The organism is Streptomyces cyaneochromogenes (assembly GCF_003963535.1).
Classification (GTDB): Bacteria; Actinomycetota; Actinomycetes; order Streptomycetales; family Streptomycetaceae; genus Streptomyces; species Streptomyces shaanxiensis.
The window spans coordinates 9,372,681-9,390,841 of record NZ_CP034539.1; the positions used below are offsets into that span (position 1 = coordinate 9,372,681).

The 18,161-nt window shown below is 69.1% G+C and carries 10 protein-coding genes; 4 read left to right on the plus strand and 6 right to left on the minus strand.

The window, feature by feature from the left end; translation table 11 throughout:
- Window positions 1-100: 100 nt before the first annotated feature.
- From EJ357_RS42175 to EJ357_RS42190, 4 genes are read left to right on the plus strand one after another with little or no spacing between them, the layout of a single operon-like run.
- Window positions 101-1,195 (plus strand): BMP family lipoprotein, encoded by a 1,095-nt coding sequence (locus tag EJ357_RS42175; protein ID WP_126397315.1) that lies wholly within the window; start codon window positions 101-103, stop codon window positions 1,193-1,195.
- A 26-nt stretch (window positions 1,196-1,221) separates the two neighbouring features.
- Window positions 1,222-2,808, plus strand: a complete 1,587-nt coding sequence (locus EJ357_RS42180; protein ID WP_126397317.1) for an ABC transporter ATP-binding protein — start codon at window positions 1,222-1,224, stop codon at window positions 2,806-2,808.
- On the plus strand, window positions 2,805-3,932 hold the full coding sequence (locus EJ357_RS42185; protein ID WP_126397319.1) for an ABC transporter permease: 1,128 nt from the start codon (window positions 2,805-2,807) through the stop codon (window positions 3,930-3,932). Before EJ357_RS42180 ends, EJ357_RS42185 begins: the two co-directional genes overlap by 4 nt.
- Entirely contained in the window at window positions 3,929-4,864 is a 936-nt protein-coding gene (locus EJ357_RS42190; protein WP_126397321.1) for an ABC transporter permease, read from the plus strand. The genes EJ357_RS42185 and EJ357_RS42190 overlap by 4 nt, the downstream gene beginning before the upstream one ends.
- 207 nt (window positions 4,865-5,071) lie before the next feature.
- Here EJ357_RS42190 and EJ357_RS42195 read toward each other — a convergent pair whose 3' ends face one another.
- The 6 genes from EJ357_RS42195 to EJ357_RS42230 all read right to left on the minus strand — a co-directional run bounded on the left by EJ357_RS42195 (window position 5,072) and on the right by EJ357_RS42230 (window position 18,042).
- Window positions 5,072-7,069, minus strand: a complete 1,998-nt coding sequence (locus tag EJ357_RS42195; protein WP_126397323.1) for a glycoside hydrolase family 31 protein — start codon at window positions 7,067-7,069, stop codon at window positions 5,072-5,074.
- Between the two features lie 173 nt (window positions 7,070-7,242).
- A complete protein-coding gene (locus EJ357_RS42200; RefSeq protein WP_126397325.1) occupies window positions 7,243-8,349 on the minus strand; it encodes a ricin-type beta-trefoil lectin domain protein in 1,107 nt (368 codons plus the stop codon).
- Window positions 8,350-8,904: 555 nt separating this feature from the next.
- Window positions 8,905-10,551: a glycoside hydrolase family 27 protein gene (locus tag EJ357_RS42205; protein ID WP_126397327.1), complete on the minus strand. Its 1,647-nt coding sequence runs from the start codon at window positions 10,549-10,551 to the stop codon at window positions 8,905-8,907.
- A gap of 88 nt (window positions 10,552-10,639) precedes the next feature.
- Complete coding sequence (locus tag EJ357_RS42210) at window positions 10,640-12,052, minus strand: non-reducing end alpha-L-arabinofuranosidase family hydrolase (protein WP_126397329.1); 1,413 nt, start codon at window positions 12,050-12,052, stop codon at window positions 10,640-10,642.
- A 157-nt stretch (window positions 12,053-12,209) separates the two neighbouring features.
- A complete protein-coding gene (locus tag EJ357_RS42215) occupies window positions 12,210-14,516 on the minus strand; it encodes a beta-L-arabinofuranosidase domain-containing protein (RefSeq protein ID WP_126397331.1) in 2,307 nt (768 codons plus the stop codon).
- A 2,143-nt stretch (window positions 14,517-16,659) separates the two neighbouring features.
- Window positions 16,660-18,042, minus strand: a complete 1,383-nt coding sequence (locus EJ357_RS42230) for a condensation domain-containing protein (RefSeq protein WP_126397333.1) — start codon at window positions 18,040-18,042, stop codon at window positions 16,660-16,662.
- Window positions 18,043-18,161: the final 119 nt, after the last annotated feature.

Genomic DNA, 18,161 nt, shown 5'->3' on the forward strand with positions numbered 1-18,161 from the left:
AACCGGACCTCGTAGCCAAAACGTTTTGCACTTCTTAGTGTTCAACGCAATCACTCACCCCTAACCGGCCCACACACGACACATGATCAGGAGAAGGCAGATGAGGAATGGAAAGAGCGCCGCCGCGGCGCTGGTGGCGGGAATGCTCGTACTCGTCGCATGCGGTGGGTCGGACGGGGATTCCGGCTCCACGGGAGCCTCCGGCAAGCCCCGCGTCAAACTGGTGATCAACGGCGGGCTGGGCGACAAGTCGTTCTTCGACTCCGCCCACGAGGGTCTGAAGCGCGCCGCGAAGGACCTCGGCTACGAGCTCAAGGTGGTGGAACTGGGCTCGGACCGCACCAAGTGGGAGCCCGGTTTCGAGGACGCGGCCGCGGCCGACGACTACGACATCCTCGCCGCCGGCACCTTCGACGTCACCGACTACATCGGCGATCTCGCCCCCCAGTACCCGGACAAGAAGTTCTGGGTCTTCGACGCGCCCGTCGACTACAGCGGCAAGAACGGCACCTGCTCCAACAAGTGCGAGAACGTGTACTCCGTGACCTTCAAGCAGAACGAGGGCGGATATCTCGCCGGATTCCTCGCCGAGAAGCTCATCGCCGCGAAATCCCTGAAGGGAGCCGAATCCCTGAACAAGGCCGGCGTCATGGGCGGTGTGAAGATTCCCCTCATCGAGGACTTCGTCGTCGGATTCAAGGCCGGATTCAAGGCGGCCGGCGGCAAGGACTCAAACGTCCTCGTGCAGTACGTCGGCGGCGACAAGCCCTTCGGTGACCCGGCCAAGGGCAAGGAGATCTCCAACGCCATGTACGGCCAGGGTGCCGCGCTGGTGTGGCCGGTCGCCGGGCTCTCCGGGCTCGGCACCTTCGAGTCCGCGGCCGCGGCGAAGCGCTACGCCTTCGGAGTCGACTCCGACCAGTACCAGACCCTCACCGACCCGGCGCAGAAGAACACCGTCGTCACCTCCATCCTCAAGAACGTCGGCAACGCCCTGTACAAGGCGGCGCAGGACGACCAGAAGGGTTCCCTGAAGTACGGCACCGTCGAGACCGTCGGCCTGGCCGAGGACGCCGTCGGCTACGTGAACGACGACCACTTCAAGGAGCTGGTGCCGGAGAAGATCCGTACCGAGCTGGAGGCGGCCGCCGACCAGGTGAAGTCCGGCTCCGTCAAGGTCCCCAGCGCCCTCTAGCCGCCCGAACCGAAACGGTCCCGACGATGAACGAGTCATGGCACGCCGCAGGTCCGGCCGTCGCCGCCCGAGCGGTGACGAAGACCTACGGCAACGGGGTGCGCGCGGTCCGCGGCGTGGACCTGACGGTCCCACCCGGTGAGATCCGGGCGGTGGTCGGTGAGAACGGCGCGGGCAAGTCCACGCTGATGAAGATGTTCTACGGCCTGGAGCAGCCCTCGTCCGGCGAGATCCTGATCGGCGGACGGCCGCGCACCCTGCGCGGCCCGGCCGCAGCGATCGCGCTCGGCGTGGGCATGGTGCACCAGAACCTCATGCTGGTGCCCTCCTTCACCGTCGCCCAGAACGTCGTCCTCGGCGTCGAACCCGGCCGCCGCGGCCTGGTCGACGCGAGGGCGGCGGTCGAGATCACCGCCCGGCTCGCCGAGGAGGCCGGACTCGCCGTCGACCCCAAGGCGCGCATCGACGAGGTGTCCGTCGGAATGCGCCAGCGCACCGAGATCCTCAAGGCCCTGCACCGCCGGGCGAAGGTGCTGATCCTGGACGAGCCGACCGCCGTACTCACCCCACAGGAGACCGAGGACCTCTTCGCCGCCGTACGACGGCTGCGCGACGGCGGGATGACGGTGCTGTTCATCTCGCACAAGCTGCGCGAGGTACGGGAGATCAGCGACCAGGTGAGCGTGATGCGCGCCGGCTCCCTGGTGGGCACCGTCCCCACCGCCGACGCCACCGAGCGCTCCCTGGCCGCGATGATGGTCGGCCGCGACCTGTCCCTGGACGTCGACCGGGCCGCGGCCCGCCGGGGCGAAGTCACCCTCCGTGTACGGAAGTTGGGATACGAGGCGCCCACGGGTCAGTCGCTGCACCGCCTCTCCTTCGACGTCGCGGCCGGGGAGATCGTCGGAGTGGCCGGCATCGAGGGCAACGGCCAGAGTGAACTCGCCGAGATCTTGGCCGGGTTGCGCAGCCCCACCGCCGGCACGATCCACGTCGGCGGCACCGACACCGCCGGGCTCGGCGTCGCCGGTCACCGCAGGGCCGGCGTGGGATACGTCCCCGAGGACCGGTTGCACAACGGCGCCGCACTGGACGAGTCGATCGCCGACAACCTCGTCGTCGACCGCCACGACCGCCCCCCGCTCGCCCGCCGCGGAGTCCTGCATCCCAAGGCCGTGCGCGCCCACGCCGAGCGGCTCATCGACCAGTACGCGATCCGCACCCCCGACCCGTCCGTCCCCATGCGCGCACTGTCCGGCGGCAACGTGCAGAAGGTGATCGTCGCCCGCGAACTCTCCGCCGGACCACGGCTGTTGATCGCCTCCCAGGTCACCCGCGGGGTCGACATCGGCGCCATGCGCTTCATGTACGAGCGTCTCGTCGCCGCGCGGGACGACGGCGCCGCCGTCCTGCTGATCTCCGCCGACCTGACCGAACTGCTCGCGCTCTCGGACCGGTTGCTGGTCCTCAAGGAGGGCCTGCTCGTCGGCCGCTTCGACGACACCGCCGGCCTGACCGAGAAGCACGTCGGCCTCTACATGCTCGGCGTCGAACACCACGACGACAAGCACCTGACGGCAGGTCTCGCCGCCGGTGAGGAGCCCACCCCATGACCAGCACCCTCATCGAGACCGAGGACCGCCGGGAGTACCGGGCGACCCGGCGCCGCGGCCTGGCCGTCGACCTCAGCATGACCCTGGCCACCGTCCTCGCCGCCCTCGCCGTAGGCTTCCTAGTCATCCTCGCCACCGGCAAGGATCCGGTCGCGGCGTACGAGGCCCTGCTCACCGGGCCGCTGGAACGCTCCTTCCGGGTCGGCCGCTGGCTGGAGGACGCCACCACCCTCACTCTGCTCGGCCTGTCGGTCGCCATCCCCTTCCGCGCCCGGCAGATCAGCTTGGGCGCCGAAAGCCAGCTGTACGCCGGTGCCTTGGCGGCCGCCACCGTCGCCATCTTCCTCCCGCTGCCGCCGGTCGCCGCCGTCGTCGTCCCGCTCGTCGCCGCGGCCGCGGCAGGAGCGGGCATGGGCTTCGTACCCGGATCCATGAAGGCGCGCCTCGGCGCCAACGAGATCGTGGCGACACTCATGCTCAACGCCATCGTCGTCCGCGTCTACGACTACCTGGTCAACGGCCCGTTGAAAGAGCCCGGCAGCAGCGCCGTGCACTCCGAGCGCGTCCAGCAGGACTCCGTGCTCACCCCGCTGACGGACTGGTTCGGCATCCCGTTGGGCCGCTCCAACGTCGGCCTCTTCCTGATGCTGCTCACCGCCGTCGCGCTGTGGCTGCTCATCACCCGCACCCCGCTCGGCTACCGCATCCGGATGACCGGCGCCAACTCCGACTTCGCCGAGTACGGCGGCATCCGGGTGCCCCGCGCCATCGAGTGGAGCTTCGTCATCGGCGGCGCCGTCGCGGGCCTCGCCGGAGCCCATCTCGTCCAGGGCGTCTACGGCCGCCTCGAACCCGGCATGGCCGGAAGCCTCGCCTTCGAGGGGATCGTGGTGGCCCTGCTCGCCCGGAACAACCCGCTGGTCGTCGTGATCGCCGGACTCTTCTACTCCTACCTGCGTGCCGGGGGAGACATCATGGAACAACAGACCGACGTCGGCACCGAGATCGTCGTCGTCATCCAGGCGGTCATCGTGCTCCTGGTCACCGCACAGGCCCTGCCGGACCTGCTCAAGCGGCGGATCGCCCGTAAGCAGGCGGCACAGAAGCAGGTGGGCGCCCGATGAGTTCCGTATTCGACGTCGTCTTCAGCAGTGCCTTCCTGGCGGCCGCGCTGCGAGTCGCCACGCCGTACCTGCTCGCCGCCTTCGGCGGACTGGTCGCCGAACGCGCCGGCATCAGCAACATCGCCCTGGAGGGCCAGATGCTGGCCGCCGCCTGCACGGGCGCGCTGGTCGCCGGCTACAGCGGCTCCGTTGCCCTGGGAGCCCTGAGCGGGATCGCCGTGGCCACCCTCCTCGGCCTGCTGCTCGCCGCGCTGCGCCTGGAACTCGGAGCCGACGCGATCATCGCGGGCATCGGCCTCAACCTCCTCGCCTCCGGTGCCACCGCCTACGCCGTCTACACCCTCCTGGACGACAAGGGCGGCACCTCCGGCCTCGACAGCGGCACCCTGCCGACCGTCCCCCTGCCCGGCATCGAGAGCATCCCGGTACTCGGGGACGTGCTCAGCGGCCAGAACCTGATCACCTGGCTGGCCTTCCTGACCGCGCCGTTCGTCGCCTGGCTGTTCTACCGCACGACCTTCGGCTTCCACCTGCGCGCGGTGGGGGAGATGCCGGACGCCGCCGCGTCGGTCGGCATCCCGGTACGACGCGTCCAGTACGCCGGACTCGCCCTCAGCGGCGCGCTCGCCGGACTCGCCGGGGTCTTCCTCAGCATGGGTTATGTGTCCTTCTTCGTACGGGACATGACGGCCGGCCGCGGCTTCATCGCCCTCGCGGCGGTCTTCCTCGGCGGCCTGCGCCCCTGGGGCGTCTTCCTCGCCGCCCTCGGCTTCGGCGCGGCGGAGGCCCTGGCCGTACAGCTCGGCACCCTCGACGTGCCGCCCCAGCTGGTGTCGACGATCCCGTACGCCATGACGCTCGTCGCACTCGCGCTGTACGCATGGCGCCGCAAACGCCGGGGCGTGGGGGAGGCGACTCCGGCCTCGCTCTGACAGCTGTGGCAGTCGCTCACGAAGACACGGTTGGGTCGTGCGGCGCGAGTGCCGCTTCGTCCGCCGTGCGCAGCTCAGCCCTGCCGCAAAGCACTTGCGCAGCGTGACCCGGTCCGGCGCGAGCGCGGTCGTGTCACCCCCAGGGGTATGCGGAGGCGGCGGGCGCATGGTCCTCGCGGCGATCAGCAGGCCTACGGCCAAAGGAGGTCAGCCGAGCACAGCGGCGACGTTGGCACCCTCGCGGACGAAGACGGGAACGCGCTCCAGTGGGGCGTCCACCTCGAGTGGAGTACCGCCCTCCAGCATGTGTCCGGTGACCGGGTCGAGCCAGCGGACGCCGGCCGGCAGGTACACCTGGCGGGTCCGCGCGCCCGCCGCGTACACGGGTGCCACCAGCACGTCGGGTCCGAGCAGGAACTGGTCGTCCACGTCCCACGCATGTTCGTCCTCGGGGAAGTCGAAGAACAGCGGGCGCATCGGTGGGGCGCCGGTGCGGTGGGCGTCCTCGGACAGCCGTGTCAGGTACGGGCGCAGGCGCTCGCGGAGCATCAGGTGGTACCGGAGGATGCCGAATGCCTGCTCCCCGTAGGACCAGACCTCGTTCGGCCCGCCGGTCATGTCCGCGGAGAAGGTCGGGTAGTTGGGCATCCGGTCCCCGTGCAGCCGCATGACGGGGCTGAAGGTGCCGTACTGGAACCACCGGATGAGCAGCTCACGGTACGCGGGGTCGTCCGGGTCGCCGCCGCCGAAGCCGCCGATGTCGGTGTTCCACCAGGGGATACCGCTCATCGCGACGTTCAGCCCGGCCCTGATCTGGCGCGCGAGGGAGTCGAAGGTGGTGGGGATGTCACCGGACCACAGCAGGGCCCCGTGACGCTGGCTGCCCGCCCACGCGGAGCGGACCAGGGACAGCGGGCGGTCCTCGCCCGCCGCGCGCAGGCCGTCGGCCACCGCGCGGGTGTGCAGCACGGGGTAGAGGTGCGCGACCTCGGCGGCGGGTCCGGCCGCGTATACGGCGCGGTCGGCTACCTTCCGGGGCAGATCGGGCTCGCAGGCGTCCAGCCAGAAGCACCCCACGCCCAGCGAGCGGTAGTTGTTGTTCAGTCGCTGCCACAGCGCGGCGCGTGCGCCGGGGTGGGTGGCGTCGTAGTACGCCATCGGGCGGGTCAGCGCGTCCCCGCTGTGCCGGGACGGCCACGGGAAGGTGAGCAGTCCGCCGTCCGCGTCCCGAACGAGGTGTCCGCAGGTGCGCAGCTCGTCGTAGGTGTCGCTGTCGGGTTCGACGGTCGGCCACACCGAGACGGCAAGCTTCACTCCGAGGTCTGTCAGCTCCTTGACCATGGCGGCGGGGTCGGGCCACTCGCTGTGCTCGAAACGCCAGTCGCCCATCCTCGGCCAGTGGAAGAAGTCGCAGACGATGACGGACAGCGGCAGCCCGCGCTCCTTGTACTGCCGTGCCACCGCGAGGAGTTCGTCCTGGGTGCGGTAGCGCAGTTTGGACTGCCAGAAACCTGACGCCCACTCGGGGAGGAGGGGCGGGCGCCCGGTGGCCCCGGTGTACGCGTCGATGATCTGGGCCGGGGTGTCGCCGGCGGTGATCCAGTAGTCGACGCGCCCGCCGGCGTCGGCGGTCCACCGGGTGGTGTCGGCACCCAGTTCGACCCGGCCGGTGGCGGGGTTGTTCCACAGCAGTCCGTAGCCGCGCGAGGAGTGGAGAACTGGGATGGCGGCCACGGTGTTGCCCTGGACGAGGTCGATCACACAGCCCTTCTGGTCCAGGCGCCCGTGCAGATGCTGCCCCAGGCCGAACAGCCGTTCCCCGTCGTACGCCTCGAAGTGCTGCTCCGTCCGGCCGCCCGCCGCATGGACACGGGGGCCGGCATGGTGGCTGTACGGCGCCTTGTCGGCGAGGAGTTCACGGCCCGAGGCGGCGTGCAGGAACCTCAGCCGGCCGTCCGCGGCGGCCTCGACGGCGAGGCGGCCGTTGAGCAGGTGAGCGGACCCGTCGTCCCGTACGGACGGTTCGGCGTGCGGGGAGGGGGAGGGGTTGGAGGGGGAGGGGCTCTCCAGCGCTCCGGGAGCGGCGGGATCGACGGCCCCGGCCGAGGACCGGACCCGCACCGCGTGCGGCCCCCAGGGCTCGATGCGGAGGATCTCTTCGGCGGTGTGGCGCTCCAGGCCGCCCGCGCGGATGCTGTAGGTCAAGAGGTTCCTCTGTTCTTCTCAAGGCCCGGACATGTGCGTCCGTGCGGGCGCCGTGCCACGGTGGCGATACCGTGTGCGGCGGCGCCTGCAGCGGCTTGGGCGGTCTGACGCCTGTCGCCCCACGCGTCGTTTCGCCCGGGGCCTGAGCCCGGCTCAGGCCCCGGGCGCGGGGTTCATCCGGCGGTCAGGGTGGTCCACTTCTGGTTGGAGCCGCCGTTGCAGTCCCACAGCACGAGCTGCGTGCCGTCGGCCGTGGAGGAGCCCGGAACGTCGAGGCAGCGGCCGGAGGCCGGGTTGCGGTAGCCGCCGTTGTAGGGCTGCCAGACCTGGTTGGCGCCGCCGTGGCAGGACCAGATCTGCACCTTGGTGCCGTTGGCGGTGTTGCCGCCGGCGGCGTCGAGGCACTTGCCCAGGGAGCGCAGGGTGCCGTCGGTGTAGGCGGACCAGTACTGGTTGGCACCGTCGCCGCAGCTCCACGTCTGTACGGCGGTCCCGTCGGCGCTGTTGGCGCCGTTGATGTCCATGCACTTGCCGGTGATTCCGGACTGCACGCGTGCGGGGGCGGGGGCGGGGTTCTTCACCCACCCGGCGCTGTCCGCGGACTGGACGCCGCGGTGGAAGGCGTCGGCCATCTTCTGGTAGCCCGAGTCGTTGGGGTGCAGGGGGTCGGCCAGGTCGGCCGTGGTCAAGCCGCTCATGTCGACGAATGCGACGTGTCTGCCCGCGGCCTGTGCGTCGCTGACGATTTGGCGGGTGGCCTGGTTGTACGTGCCCCGCCACCGCTCCTCCGAGCTGCTGGTGGACACGACCAGGGAGGCGACGAGGACGGTTGCGTCGGGGACGTCGGCGGTGATCTGGTTGACCAGCGACCTCAGCCGGGCGATGGCGCTGTCGACCTCGGAGGCCCCTTGGAGGTCGTTGGTACCGATGTGCAGCGTCACCACATTGGGCCGGTAACGGGTCAGCGAGGCGTCGGCGAGGGCGGCGATCTGGTCGATGCGGTACCCGGAGTGGCCCTCGTTGTCGGGGTCGGACATCGAACCGTTCCGCACCGTGCCGACGAAGTCCAGCGGATGGCCGTCCGCCGCAAGCTGGTTCCACAGCGGGCCCCGGTAGCCGTTGCCCGTACTGCTTCCCACGCCCCAGGTTATGGAGTCGCCCAACGGCATGACCCGCAAGGGCGTGTCGGGGGCGGCGGAGGCAGGGGTCACACCTGCCGCTGTCACCCCGAGCGTGGCAGCGACAAGCGTGAACAGGGGTACGATCCAGGACTTTCTCATGCAGGCGTCCTCTTCTGCGAGTGATAGCTGAATCAGCGGGGATGATCGCCGTTCGTGCCCGCAACTCGGCCGCGACGACTTCCCTTCGGCGTCGGCGGCCGCCTGACGTACTGGCAGAACGGGTCGGGTGGGGGAGGGGAGCACGCGCCGAGCGGGTCGGCTCGAACCCGTCTCGCAAGCGCATCCGTATAGATACCACGATCACGGTTGGAACATCCCATGAATGGCGGATATCAGGGATCGGTGCCACGAAGGGGAGTCCTGCGTTGTTTCTTGCCGAGAACGCTGCTGGGGCGACCTGCTCGCCCCTCCGGTCCTCGCTGATATTGACGCGCGAACATCCCATGTCTGACATTGCTCGTGTTCAGTTCGCCGGTTGCGCCCCACTCGGGATCGGCTCCCCGTCGCGCGGGTGGTTCACCGCACCAGAGGTGCCCTGCCCTGCTCGTCCGGCGGAGTCAGGGCAGGGCCACTGGAGCACCCGTCTTGGCATGCTGTCGTGGGACGGCTCTCAACCGATCGGGCGGCTCCCCGCGCGGTGGTAGGGGTGGCGGGTCAAGGGAGCGTGGTCCACTTCTGGTTGTTCTGGCCGTTGCAGGTCCACAGGATGACTGGGGTCCCGTTGGCGGTGCCGGCCCCGTTGGCGTCGAGGCACAGCCCGGCGTGGACGTTGCGGATCGACCCGTCGGCTTGCGTGGTCCACTTCTGGTTGTTCTGGCCGTTGCACGGCCAGATGACGACCGGCGTGCCGTTGGTGGTGCCCTGGTTGGAGGCGTCCAGGCACTTGTCGCCGTAGACGCGGATCTCGCCTCCGGCCCAGGTGGTCCACAGCTGGTTGGCGGCCGTGTGACAGTCCCAGATCAGCGTGGTCGTCCCGGCTGCGGTGGAGGCGCGGTCCACGTCCAGGCAGCGGCCGGACCCGGTGCCGCGTAGGCGTGCGGTGGTGGCGGCCTGCGGGCTGCCCCCGCTCACCCGGAACACGGCGACGCCGTGCGCGGGGACGCTCGCCGAGATCTGCCCGGAGGTGCTGGACGTGCCGCCGGTCCACAGGTCGGTGAGGGTGAACGAGCTGCCGGACAGGCCGACTTGCGCGGCCGTGGTGGTGACCGTCGCGGCACCCTCGCCCCGGTTGAACAGGCCCACCGCGACGGAGCCGTCGGACAGGGGCTTGGCGAACACCTCGGTGCTGCCGTCGTCGCGGACCCGGCGCCCGCCCGCGCCCAGCGAGTCCTGGTTCACCGCGAGCAGGCGGGGGTTGCGCAGGATGGCGCTCACGTCGGCGGACATGGTGCGGATGTCGTTGCCGGCCATGAGCGGGGCGCTCATCAGCGACCACAGGGCGAAGTGGGAGCGGGACTCGGTCAGTGTCAGGCCGGGGCGGCCGACGACCAGCATGTCGGGGTCGTTCCAGTGTCCCGGTCCGGACTGTGCGGCCAGCGGCGCGGTGACGTCGAGGACGTTGCCGACGCCCATGGGATAGCTGTTGGTGTTGTTGTTCTGCCAGATGTCGAGCAGGTCCTCGGTCGTCCGCCACAGGTCGGCGACCTCGCCCCAGTTGTATTTGTCGCCGGTGGGGGCGTGGAAGCTGTTGGGGTTGATGCTGTAGACGATCGGGCGCCCCGTGGCGCGCAGGGCGTCGCGCATGATGGTGAACTGTGCGATCTGCTCGGTGAGGGTGCCGTTGCCGGAGCACCAGTCGTACTTGAGGTAGTCGACGCCCCATGAGGCGAACGTGTTGGCGTCCTGGGCCTCGTGGCCCTTGCTGCCGGTGGAGCCGGGGTAGGTGCCCACGCCCTGGGCGCAGGTTTTCTCGTTGGGGGCCTGGTAGATGCCGAACTTCAGGCCCTTGCCGTGGATGTAGTCCCCGAGCGCCTTCATGCCGCTGGGGAACTTGGTCGGGTTGGCCCGCAGATTGCCCGCCGCGTCGCGCTGCGGGTCGAACCAGCAGTCGTCGACGACGACGTACTGGTAGCCCGCGTCCTTCATGCCGGAGGACACCATGGCGTCGGCGGCCTCGCGGACCTGCGCCTCGGTGATCCCGCATCCGAAGCTGTTCCAGCTGTTCCAGCCCAGCGGCGGGGTGAGCGCGGGGCTGCCGGGTGCGGCCTCGGCGGTCGTGCCTGCTGAGGCGGTGACGCAGGCGGTGAGCGTCAGTGCGGTGGCCGTGAGGAGACGCAGCAGTCGTCTGTGTAGGGGGACCATGGGGGCCTTCCTGGGAGATGAGGCGGAAGCGGCTTGTGACCGTGCCTGTCAGGCACGGTCACAAGCGTTCTGGTCGTGTGCCCGCGGGTCAGCGCTGCAGGGTGAGCAGGCCCGGCCGGTAGGGCAGTTGTATGTAGGAGGTGTTCGGCGGGACGTTGGGGGACAGGCCCTGGTAGAGGAACTGGAGGTTGCAGGGGTCGATGGTCATGGTCTGGTCGGGGTTGTTGCGGACCAGGTCACCGTGGCTGATGTCGTTGGTCCAGGTGGCTCCGCTGTTGGCCTTGCCGGCGAAGGGGTTGCTCTCGGTGGCGGCCTGAGGGGTCCACGGACCGTTCAGGCTGGAGGCCGTGAACGAGCGGAAGAAGCGGTTCTCATTCGCACCCCGAGCCTCGACGATCATGAGGTACTGGTTCTGGCCCTGGACCTTGTAGACCTCCGGCGCCTCGAACAGGTTCTTCACCGTGTCGCTCATGATCGTCGTGTACGACGAGCCGAAGCTGGCCGGGAAGTTCCCGATCGGCATGGTCGACTGGTAGATCTTGCCGTTGTCACCGGCGAAGAACATGTGCATGTTCTGGCCGTCGGCGATCATGGTCGGGTCGATCGCGCTGCCGTCAGGGAGGCTGCCGGTGAACAGCGGCTGCGGCGCGGACCAGCCGGCCGGGTTGGTGGGGTCGCTGGAGGTGCGGTAGACGAAGGGCCATTGGGTGCCCCACCCGTTTGAGGTCAGCACCCAGATGTTCTTGGGCGCGAAGTAGAACAGTTTGGGAGCCACCGCGGACGAGGGCATGGCGATCTGCCCGGCCGAGCCCATGTCCGACCAGTTCGTGAAGGGAGCGAACCCCATCGATTTCCACGACGACCCGTCAGAGTAGGTCGCGTAGACCAGGTGCCGGCCGTTGTGCGTCACGGTGGTGAAGTCCTTCAGTGAGGCCCACCCGTTCGCCGGCTGGGCCAGCGCGCCGGTCGAGCTCCACCGGTACGTCGACGGAAGAGCACACGTGCCGCCCGGCGGCGCGGACAGGCCAGTCCACTTCTGGTTGTTGCTGCCGGTGCAGTTCCAGAGCTGCACCGCCGTGCCGTTGGCCGTGGCGCCGCCACTGACGTCCAGGCACAGCCCGGACTCCACGGCGACGATCGTGCCGTCGGAGTTCACCCGCCACTGCTGGTTCGTACCGCCGTTGCAGGACCAGATCACCGGCCGGGTACCTGCCGTGTTGGCGTGGCCCGGAACATCGAGGCACTTGCCGTACACGGTCAGCTGGTTGTTGTCCGTGAGCGTCCACTGCTGGTTGGTCCCGCCATGGCAGTCCCAGATCTGCAGGTTCGTGCCGTCGGTCTGGTTGGCGCCCGGCACATCGAGACACCGGTCGGAACCAACGCCGCGCAAGGCACCGGTGGTGGCCGCCTGAGCCGGGTTGGCGACGAGCGTCGCCGCCGAAGCGACCAAAGCCGCGAGCAGCACGGACAGATGCCTGCGGCTGAGAGTACGTCTGAGCATGGGGACCTCATTCCTTGGGTGAGCGGTTCCGGTCGGCCCCGTCGGGGGCGGTCCGGACTGATGTACTGCGCTTTTCGTTCGGCATGTCGAACAATGGTCGCAGCGTCGAGCAGAGTGAAGGGCAGAGAGCGACCAAGACCTGGTTCCGGGGCAGATCTCAGTTCCTGACGATGCGCCACCGGTTGTCGGCGGTACCGTCGTCCGAGTCCTGGACTGCGAACGCGCCCACAGCGGTGGAGTTGTCCGCGATGGCGAGCAACTTGCCGCTGTTCTCGTTGCGGATCTTGTAGGTCCCGTCTCCCTGGTCGAGCAGCGTCCATCTGTGGTCGGCGGTGCCGTTGTCCGACCACTGCAGGACGGTCGCGTCGTCCGCCGTGGACATGCTCTGGACGCCGAGCACCTTGCCGCTGTGGGCGTTGCGGAAGCGGAACCCGTTCCCGTCGGTGATCATGTACCAGTCATGGTCGGCGGTGCCGTTGTCCGACCACTGCAGCGCGCGGCCACCGTCGGCCGTGGACATGTTCTGGATCCCCAGCAGGAGCCCGCTGCCCACGTTGACCAGACGGACGCTGCCGCCGGCGTTCCAGTAGACGCTGTAGTTGTGGCCGTGCGCGTCGTGGAACGGGCCCAGGTTGACGGTGGAGCCGTTGGCGGTGGCGGTGAAGGCGAGCGAACTGCTGCTGGTCCGTTTGATCGAGGACGTGTTCAGCGACGGGAGGGAACTGAGCGCGGAGTCACCGTAGTTGCCGGACAGGACCACCGGGCCGTAGGTGACCGCGGAGACGTTCCTGTTGTCGTTGGCCGCTCGCATGACGATCCGCATGGGCAGGCGAACGGTGACCGTGTCGCCGGAGCTCCAGGAGCGGCTCAGGGTGGCGTAGCTGCCGGGGTTGGTGGTGATGTTCTGGGCGACGCCGTTGACGCTGACGGTGGCCCCGGTGGTCCAGCTCGGGATGCGGATGCGCATCGCCCAGGTTCCGCTGACGTTTCCGGTGACCTGCAGGGTCGTGGTGTCGCTGACGGGGTACGACGTGGTCTGGGTGACCGTGATTCCGCGCTCCGACCAGTTGAGCACCGAGGGCACGAACAGGTTCACGATCAGCGTGTTGTCGCTGCGGAAGTAGATGGAGTCCATCAGCCTGGTGTGCATCTCCAGGCCGGTGCCCTGGCAGCACCAGAAGGTGCCGTAGTCGGTGCTCCAGGTACCGCCGCCCCACGCCGGGCCCACACCGCGTCGGCCTCCCGGGTTGAGCGGGGTGAAGTAGGTGACGTGGCCGTGGTTGTCGGCCGGGTTCTGCTGGCCGATCATCTGGTTCAGCCACGCCCGCTCGTAGTAGTCGAACAGGGCGGCCCGGTTCGGGTCCAGCGCGAACAACTCACGGGTGAGGGTGAGCATGTTGAAGGTGTTGCAGCTTTCGCACGTGTCCTTGTTCAGGAAGCCGGCGATGGCGTTCGGAGCGCGGAAATGCTCCGCCTGGCTGTTGCCGCCGATGGCATAGGTGTGCGAGTTGACGGTGATGTTCCAGGCGTTGGTGGCGATGTCCCGGTAGCGGGTGGTGCCGGTCGCCTTGTACTCGCGGGCGGCCCCGATCCACTTGGGTACCTGGGTGTTGGCGTGCAGGCCGCCCAGCTGGTCCTGGTTGGACGCCAGCGGGTCGAACACCGCGGCGTGGTCGAACCGTCGGGCGACGGTGAGCCACCGCGCATCGTTGGTCTGCTGGTAGAGATCGGTCAGCACGGTGTTCATGCCGCCGAACTCGGTTTGCAGCATGGCCTGCATCTGCTGGCTGGTCAGCCGGCCGGTGCGCCAGTCGACCCACCCCGCCAGGGCGAGCAGCACGTCCCGGGCTTGTGTGCTGCCGATGTGGCGCCATACGTCCAGCAGGCCGGCGAGGGTCTTGTGGATGGTGTAGTACGGCACGTTGCCGTTGCTCAGGGTCCGCTGCTCGAGAGCGGTGAAGTCGGACTCGGGGTAGCCGGAGAGGTACCCGGCGTTGAAACCGGCGGCGCTGTTGTTGGCCTGGCACTTGGCCAGCTCCGCAACCATGTAATTTGCCTTGTCCCGGCAGGTGGTGTCCCCGGTCACCGCGTAGAGCTGTGCCCATGCCGTCAGGAAGTGCCCTTGGACGTGGGTGCGGAAGGGGAAGTCCGGCGCGTCCCAACCGCCCGTGGCAGCCGCACCGTTGGTGGACAGCCGGTGGTTGACTCGGAAGTTGTACAGCAACCGGTCGACATCGACGAACCGCAGGTAGTTCTGCGTACGGTTCTGGTTGTCCAGCCACCGGCTTCCGGTGAGCCGGACCTGGCCGAGCTCGAAGGGGTGGGCGGAGACCCCGATGTCGGCCCTTGCGGGGGGAATGGCCGCGTGGGCGGGAGAACTGCCGATGAAGGATCCGGTGGCAGAGGCAGCGGCGGTGGCCCCGGCCATTTGCAGGAGGCGCCGTCTGCTGACGGAGGAAGACATCCTGAACCTTTCGGTGAGGGGGGAGAGCGACTGCTTGGTCGTCAGTGCGTCCGCTCGCATGTCCGACGGCCGGATGCAGTACGTCACGGGCTTGTCTCCCGCCGATGTGGCGTCATACGTGGCAGGCCGACGACATCGCAGCGGAAGCGTTGGGGGCGGCTACTGTCCCGGCCGCCATGCCGGCGAGAACCGAGGCGCGTGAGACTCCTCCGGCATTGCGGCTGGTCCTGTTCGCTCGTCGGAACTCCGCCCGGAGCCGGCGACTGTGAACCGGGCGGCAGCCCTGCTGGGCAACGAGGCCTGGGATTCATGGACAACTCTTCCTCCGGGCCCGGCCGGTCCGCTTGGCCAATCGCCGTGGCGAGGGGCGTCATTGTTCGAAATTGCGAACGATGTACGGCAGTTCGATCAGAAGATAGATTTGGGACGGGGTGCCGTCAATGTTTCCGGCGGGTTCCGTTCCGGTGTATTCCGTGGCGCCTGGATCACGGAAAAGTCGTTACTGCCGCATCAGTTGACTTCCGTGCGGGGCTCCCTCTACGTTCGGCGCCGACCATGTCCGGCAATTCGATCCGCGTTCGAAACACCGGGCCATCGCGGTGCGAGAGCGCTCCCGCCTCCGGAAGGAACCCCTCGCGGACTGCAAGCAGGACGAGGACCGCCCGTGGCCCGGTGGCGCCGTGCGAGGAGGGCGGCGCGGACGACAGTGCCGGAGGAAGACCGTACGGGGCGGAAGGGAAGAGACGACGATGAACGGGCCGCGAGGGAGTTTCTGAGCGCGGTGCGGGAGGCGCTGGCCGGCGTACAGGCTCCGAGAGCTCCGACGACGTACCGCTCCCGCCCCGTCGTCGTTCCGACCACGCGGGGCCGGACTTCGTCACGCTGTTCACCGAGCGCGCCGCCGAGTACCGCACCACGGTGGGCCGTGTTCGAGCGGTCGGCGACTCGGCCGTCGTCGGGCCTGGACGAGCCCTGGTTCCGCCGGAAGACTCCCGCCGCTGACGGTCGGCGGGCTCGACGGGGCGGACGCCGTGGCCGCCTCCGCCGCATCGCCGCCGTCACCGGGGCTGTGGCCCTCGACCACAGCCCCGGCTGGGGAGCGCAGGGTTCTGACCCGGTGATGTACCACTGAGTGCTGAGTGGCAGTCTCGTTCAGCGGCATCAGGAGACGGTGAACATCTGGTGGTCGGCGCCGTCGAACGGGCGTTGCTCCAACTGGTCGCCCTGGGCGCTGCCCGCAGTGAGGTAGAGACCGCTGTGGTGATTGAGAAGCCGGATACGGCCGTTGCCCGCGTCTTCCGCCAGCCATTCGTCGTTGGCGTTCGCGTTGGCTTCGTACGCGTACTGGATGGTCTTCGCGCCTGGGTGTGTCCGTACGACTGACGAACTCGAGTCCGGTAGTGAAGTCGGCCTGGCTGGTCACCAGCCCGATCGGAGCGGGTATCAGGGCTTGGCGGCAGTTCCAGGTCGCGCCGAGCGAGAGGGCGCCGTTCGCATCCGGCGCCACGGTGGCGTGCACGCCGTCACAGCCGGTCTGTGCGACACCGGGCTGGACCGAGGTCCAGCTCCCCGGCGTCGCGGCGGACGCGGGCGCCGCGGTGACCGAGCCCATGACGGTGAGAACGGCGGCGGCCGTACCAACTGGAGGAGATTCTCCGGCGAACGCATCGACCTCCAAGGCGGATCCAGGGGCGGAGGTAGCACGGCCGCTCGGCCGGGCCGGTGGCCCGGAGGGGGCTTCGCGGCGCGGGCCACCTGGCGAGCGACGGTCTGTGGCTCTTTCGGCTCCTGTGAGGCGGCTCTTCGCCTGTGCCGCTGCGGCGTCCTGTTCCCCTACGACTCCCTTTCTCTCTTGTCCGGGCCCGGCGGCCTTCGGAGTGCGGCGAGGTCAGCGGTGGTCGACCAGGTCTCCGCCCCAGGTCCTGACCGCTGGTGGGCCGTACGGTGTGCCTCCCGGCGCTCGGCCCGGGGGAACCTCCGGAGCCAACTGCCTGTCCACCCAAGCGAGTTGTCCGACAAATCGAACGGCATTCGTAAGATCCGCCAGACGTTAAGTGCGGGAAGCAGGAGGCGTCAATACGTCCGGCATGCCTGGCGGGGCAGTGCCCCGCCGGTGCGGAAACGCCTCAAGGGCGCCGTGTCCCTACGCGCCGGCGAAGGAGCCGCTCCGTGCGGCGTGACCGCCGAGCACCGCTCCGACCAGCCGCCTCTCGAAGGACCGCAGTAACTGCTCGAGATCCGTGGCGTCGAACGACGCCGCATCCGTCCCGAGACTGATTCCGGCCGTCTCGGACATGCCCCATACAACGAAGCAGAGCTTTCCGGAGTAGGTGTCGATGTTCTTGGGGAATCGTCCGTACCGGCTGGACGCCATGGCTCGCTCGAAGTCCTGCCGTGCCCTGTCCACGCGAGCCCGGATCAGCGTGCGGGGCGCAATGGGGCGGATGTTGACCATGTACGGGTTGTCCGCGGAGCGGCCCAGTTCGGCGGAGACTTCGTCCAGGGACCTGGCGTAGCGCTCGGGCTCTCGCAGGCTGACGGAGGAGGATTTGACGAGTGCCGCGTCGACGGCACGACACAGCGCCGGGAACCGGTCACTGCCCATGGACGTGTCGACCGGGACCAGGACCCTGCCGGCGATATGGGCCACCGCCTCGCGGGCGAAGGTGGTCTGCCGGTTGGCCATCACGGTGTTGAACACGCACTTCTCGATGCCGAGGTGCTCGGCGAGCACGCAGGCGTATGCGGCTTGCAGGACGGCGGCCACGGATGTCCGGTACTGCTTCGCCAGACCGGCTGCCGCGAGCGCGACCGCCGCCGAGTCGAGGCAAACGAAGTTGTAGAGGGCGCCCCTGTGGCTCGCGGGCACCTGGAGTTCGGGCATGGCGGACTGACGGAGCATGGCCCGGTCGTGGGCGTCGACACGATGGGCGTGCCGCAGCCCCGAGGGACTGGCTTCGAAACCCGCGATCTGCCTCGGCTGCCACCCCCTACCGAGGTCGGCGCCCGGATCGGCGGCCAGTCGGGCCAGGCGTTCGGCCACGATCCGGGCGGCCGTCGTGTCCGCCGAGAAGTGGTGCAATGACAGCGCGATGTGGCGGGGGCTGCCGTCCACGGTGACGACGGCGGCCCGCAACGGCAGGTCGTCCGGGCCGAATCCGGGCTCGGCCAGTCGAAGGGTGAGGGCGCTCAGCTCGTCGCTCGTCGCCGGGGCGTCGGAGGCGTACTCGTCGACCTGGAGCACGCCGGAGGCCACGACGACCGCGCGAGGGTGCCCGTCCGCGTCACGTGGATACAGCGTGCGCAGCGCCTCGAAGTGAGCCATGACCGCGGCGAAGGCATGAAGCACCGCGGCCATGTCGGGTGTGCTGTCGAGTACCCGCGCCATCCGTTGGTTCCTGTTGCGGGGGCCGTGGAGATGGGGGTGGCATCCTTCGCGTTCATGGGCCTTCTGCGACCAGGTCAGTGCATGCTCTCCGGCGGTGCCGGCGACGAAGACGACGTCATGGCGTGCGATCTGTCGCATGTCCGCCCGGCCCCCTCCGGTACGACGACGCGGCCGGAGCGCGGACGCCCCATGTTCGGGCAAAGGATAGTTCCGCGCGGACCACCCGGGTCAATGCTCAGTAGGTGTGGAACGCGACG

Coding starts and splice junctions, on each gene's coding strand:
- EJ357_RS42175 (WP_126397315.1), top strand. CDS start 101: ATGAGGAATGGAAAGAGCGCCGCCGCGGCGCTGGTGGCGGGAATGCTC.
- EJ357_RS42180 (WP_126397317.1), top strand. CDS start 1,222: ATGAACGAGTCATGGCACGCCGCAGGTCCGGCCGTCGCCGCCCGAGCG.
- EJ357_RS42185 (WP_126397319.1), top strand. CDS start 2,805: ATGACCAGCACCCTCATCGAGACCGAGGACCGCCGGGAGTACCGGGCG.
- EJ357_RS42190 (WP_126397321.1), top strand. CDS start 3,929: ATGAGTTCCGTATTCGACGTCGTCTTCAGCAGTGCCTTCCTGGCGGCC.
- EJ357_RS42200 (WP_126397325.1), bottom strand. CDS start 8,349: ATGAGAAAGTCCTGGATCGTACCCCTGTTCACGCTTGTCGCTGCCACG.
- EJ357_RS42205 (WP_126397327.1), bottom strand. CDS start 10,551: ATGGTCCCCCTACACAGACGACTGCTGCGTCTCCTCACGGCCACCGCA.
- EJ357_RS42210 (WP_126397329.1), bottom strand. CDS start 12,052: ATGCTCAGACGTACTCTCAGCCGCAGGCATCTGTCCGTGCTGCTCGCG.
- EJ357_RS42215 (WP_126397331.1), bottom strand. CDS start 14,516: ATGTCTTCCTCCGTCAGCAGACGGCGCCTCCTGCAAATGGCCGGGGCC.
- EJ357_RS42230 (WP_126397333.1), bottom strand. CDS start 18,042: ATGCGACAGATCGCACGCCATGACGTCGTCTTCGTCGCCGGCACCGCC.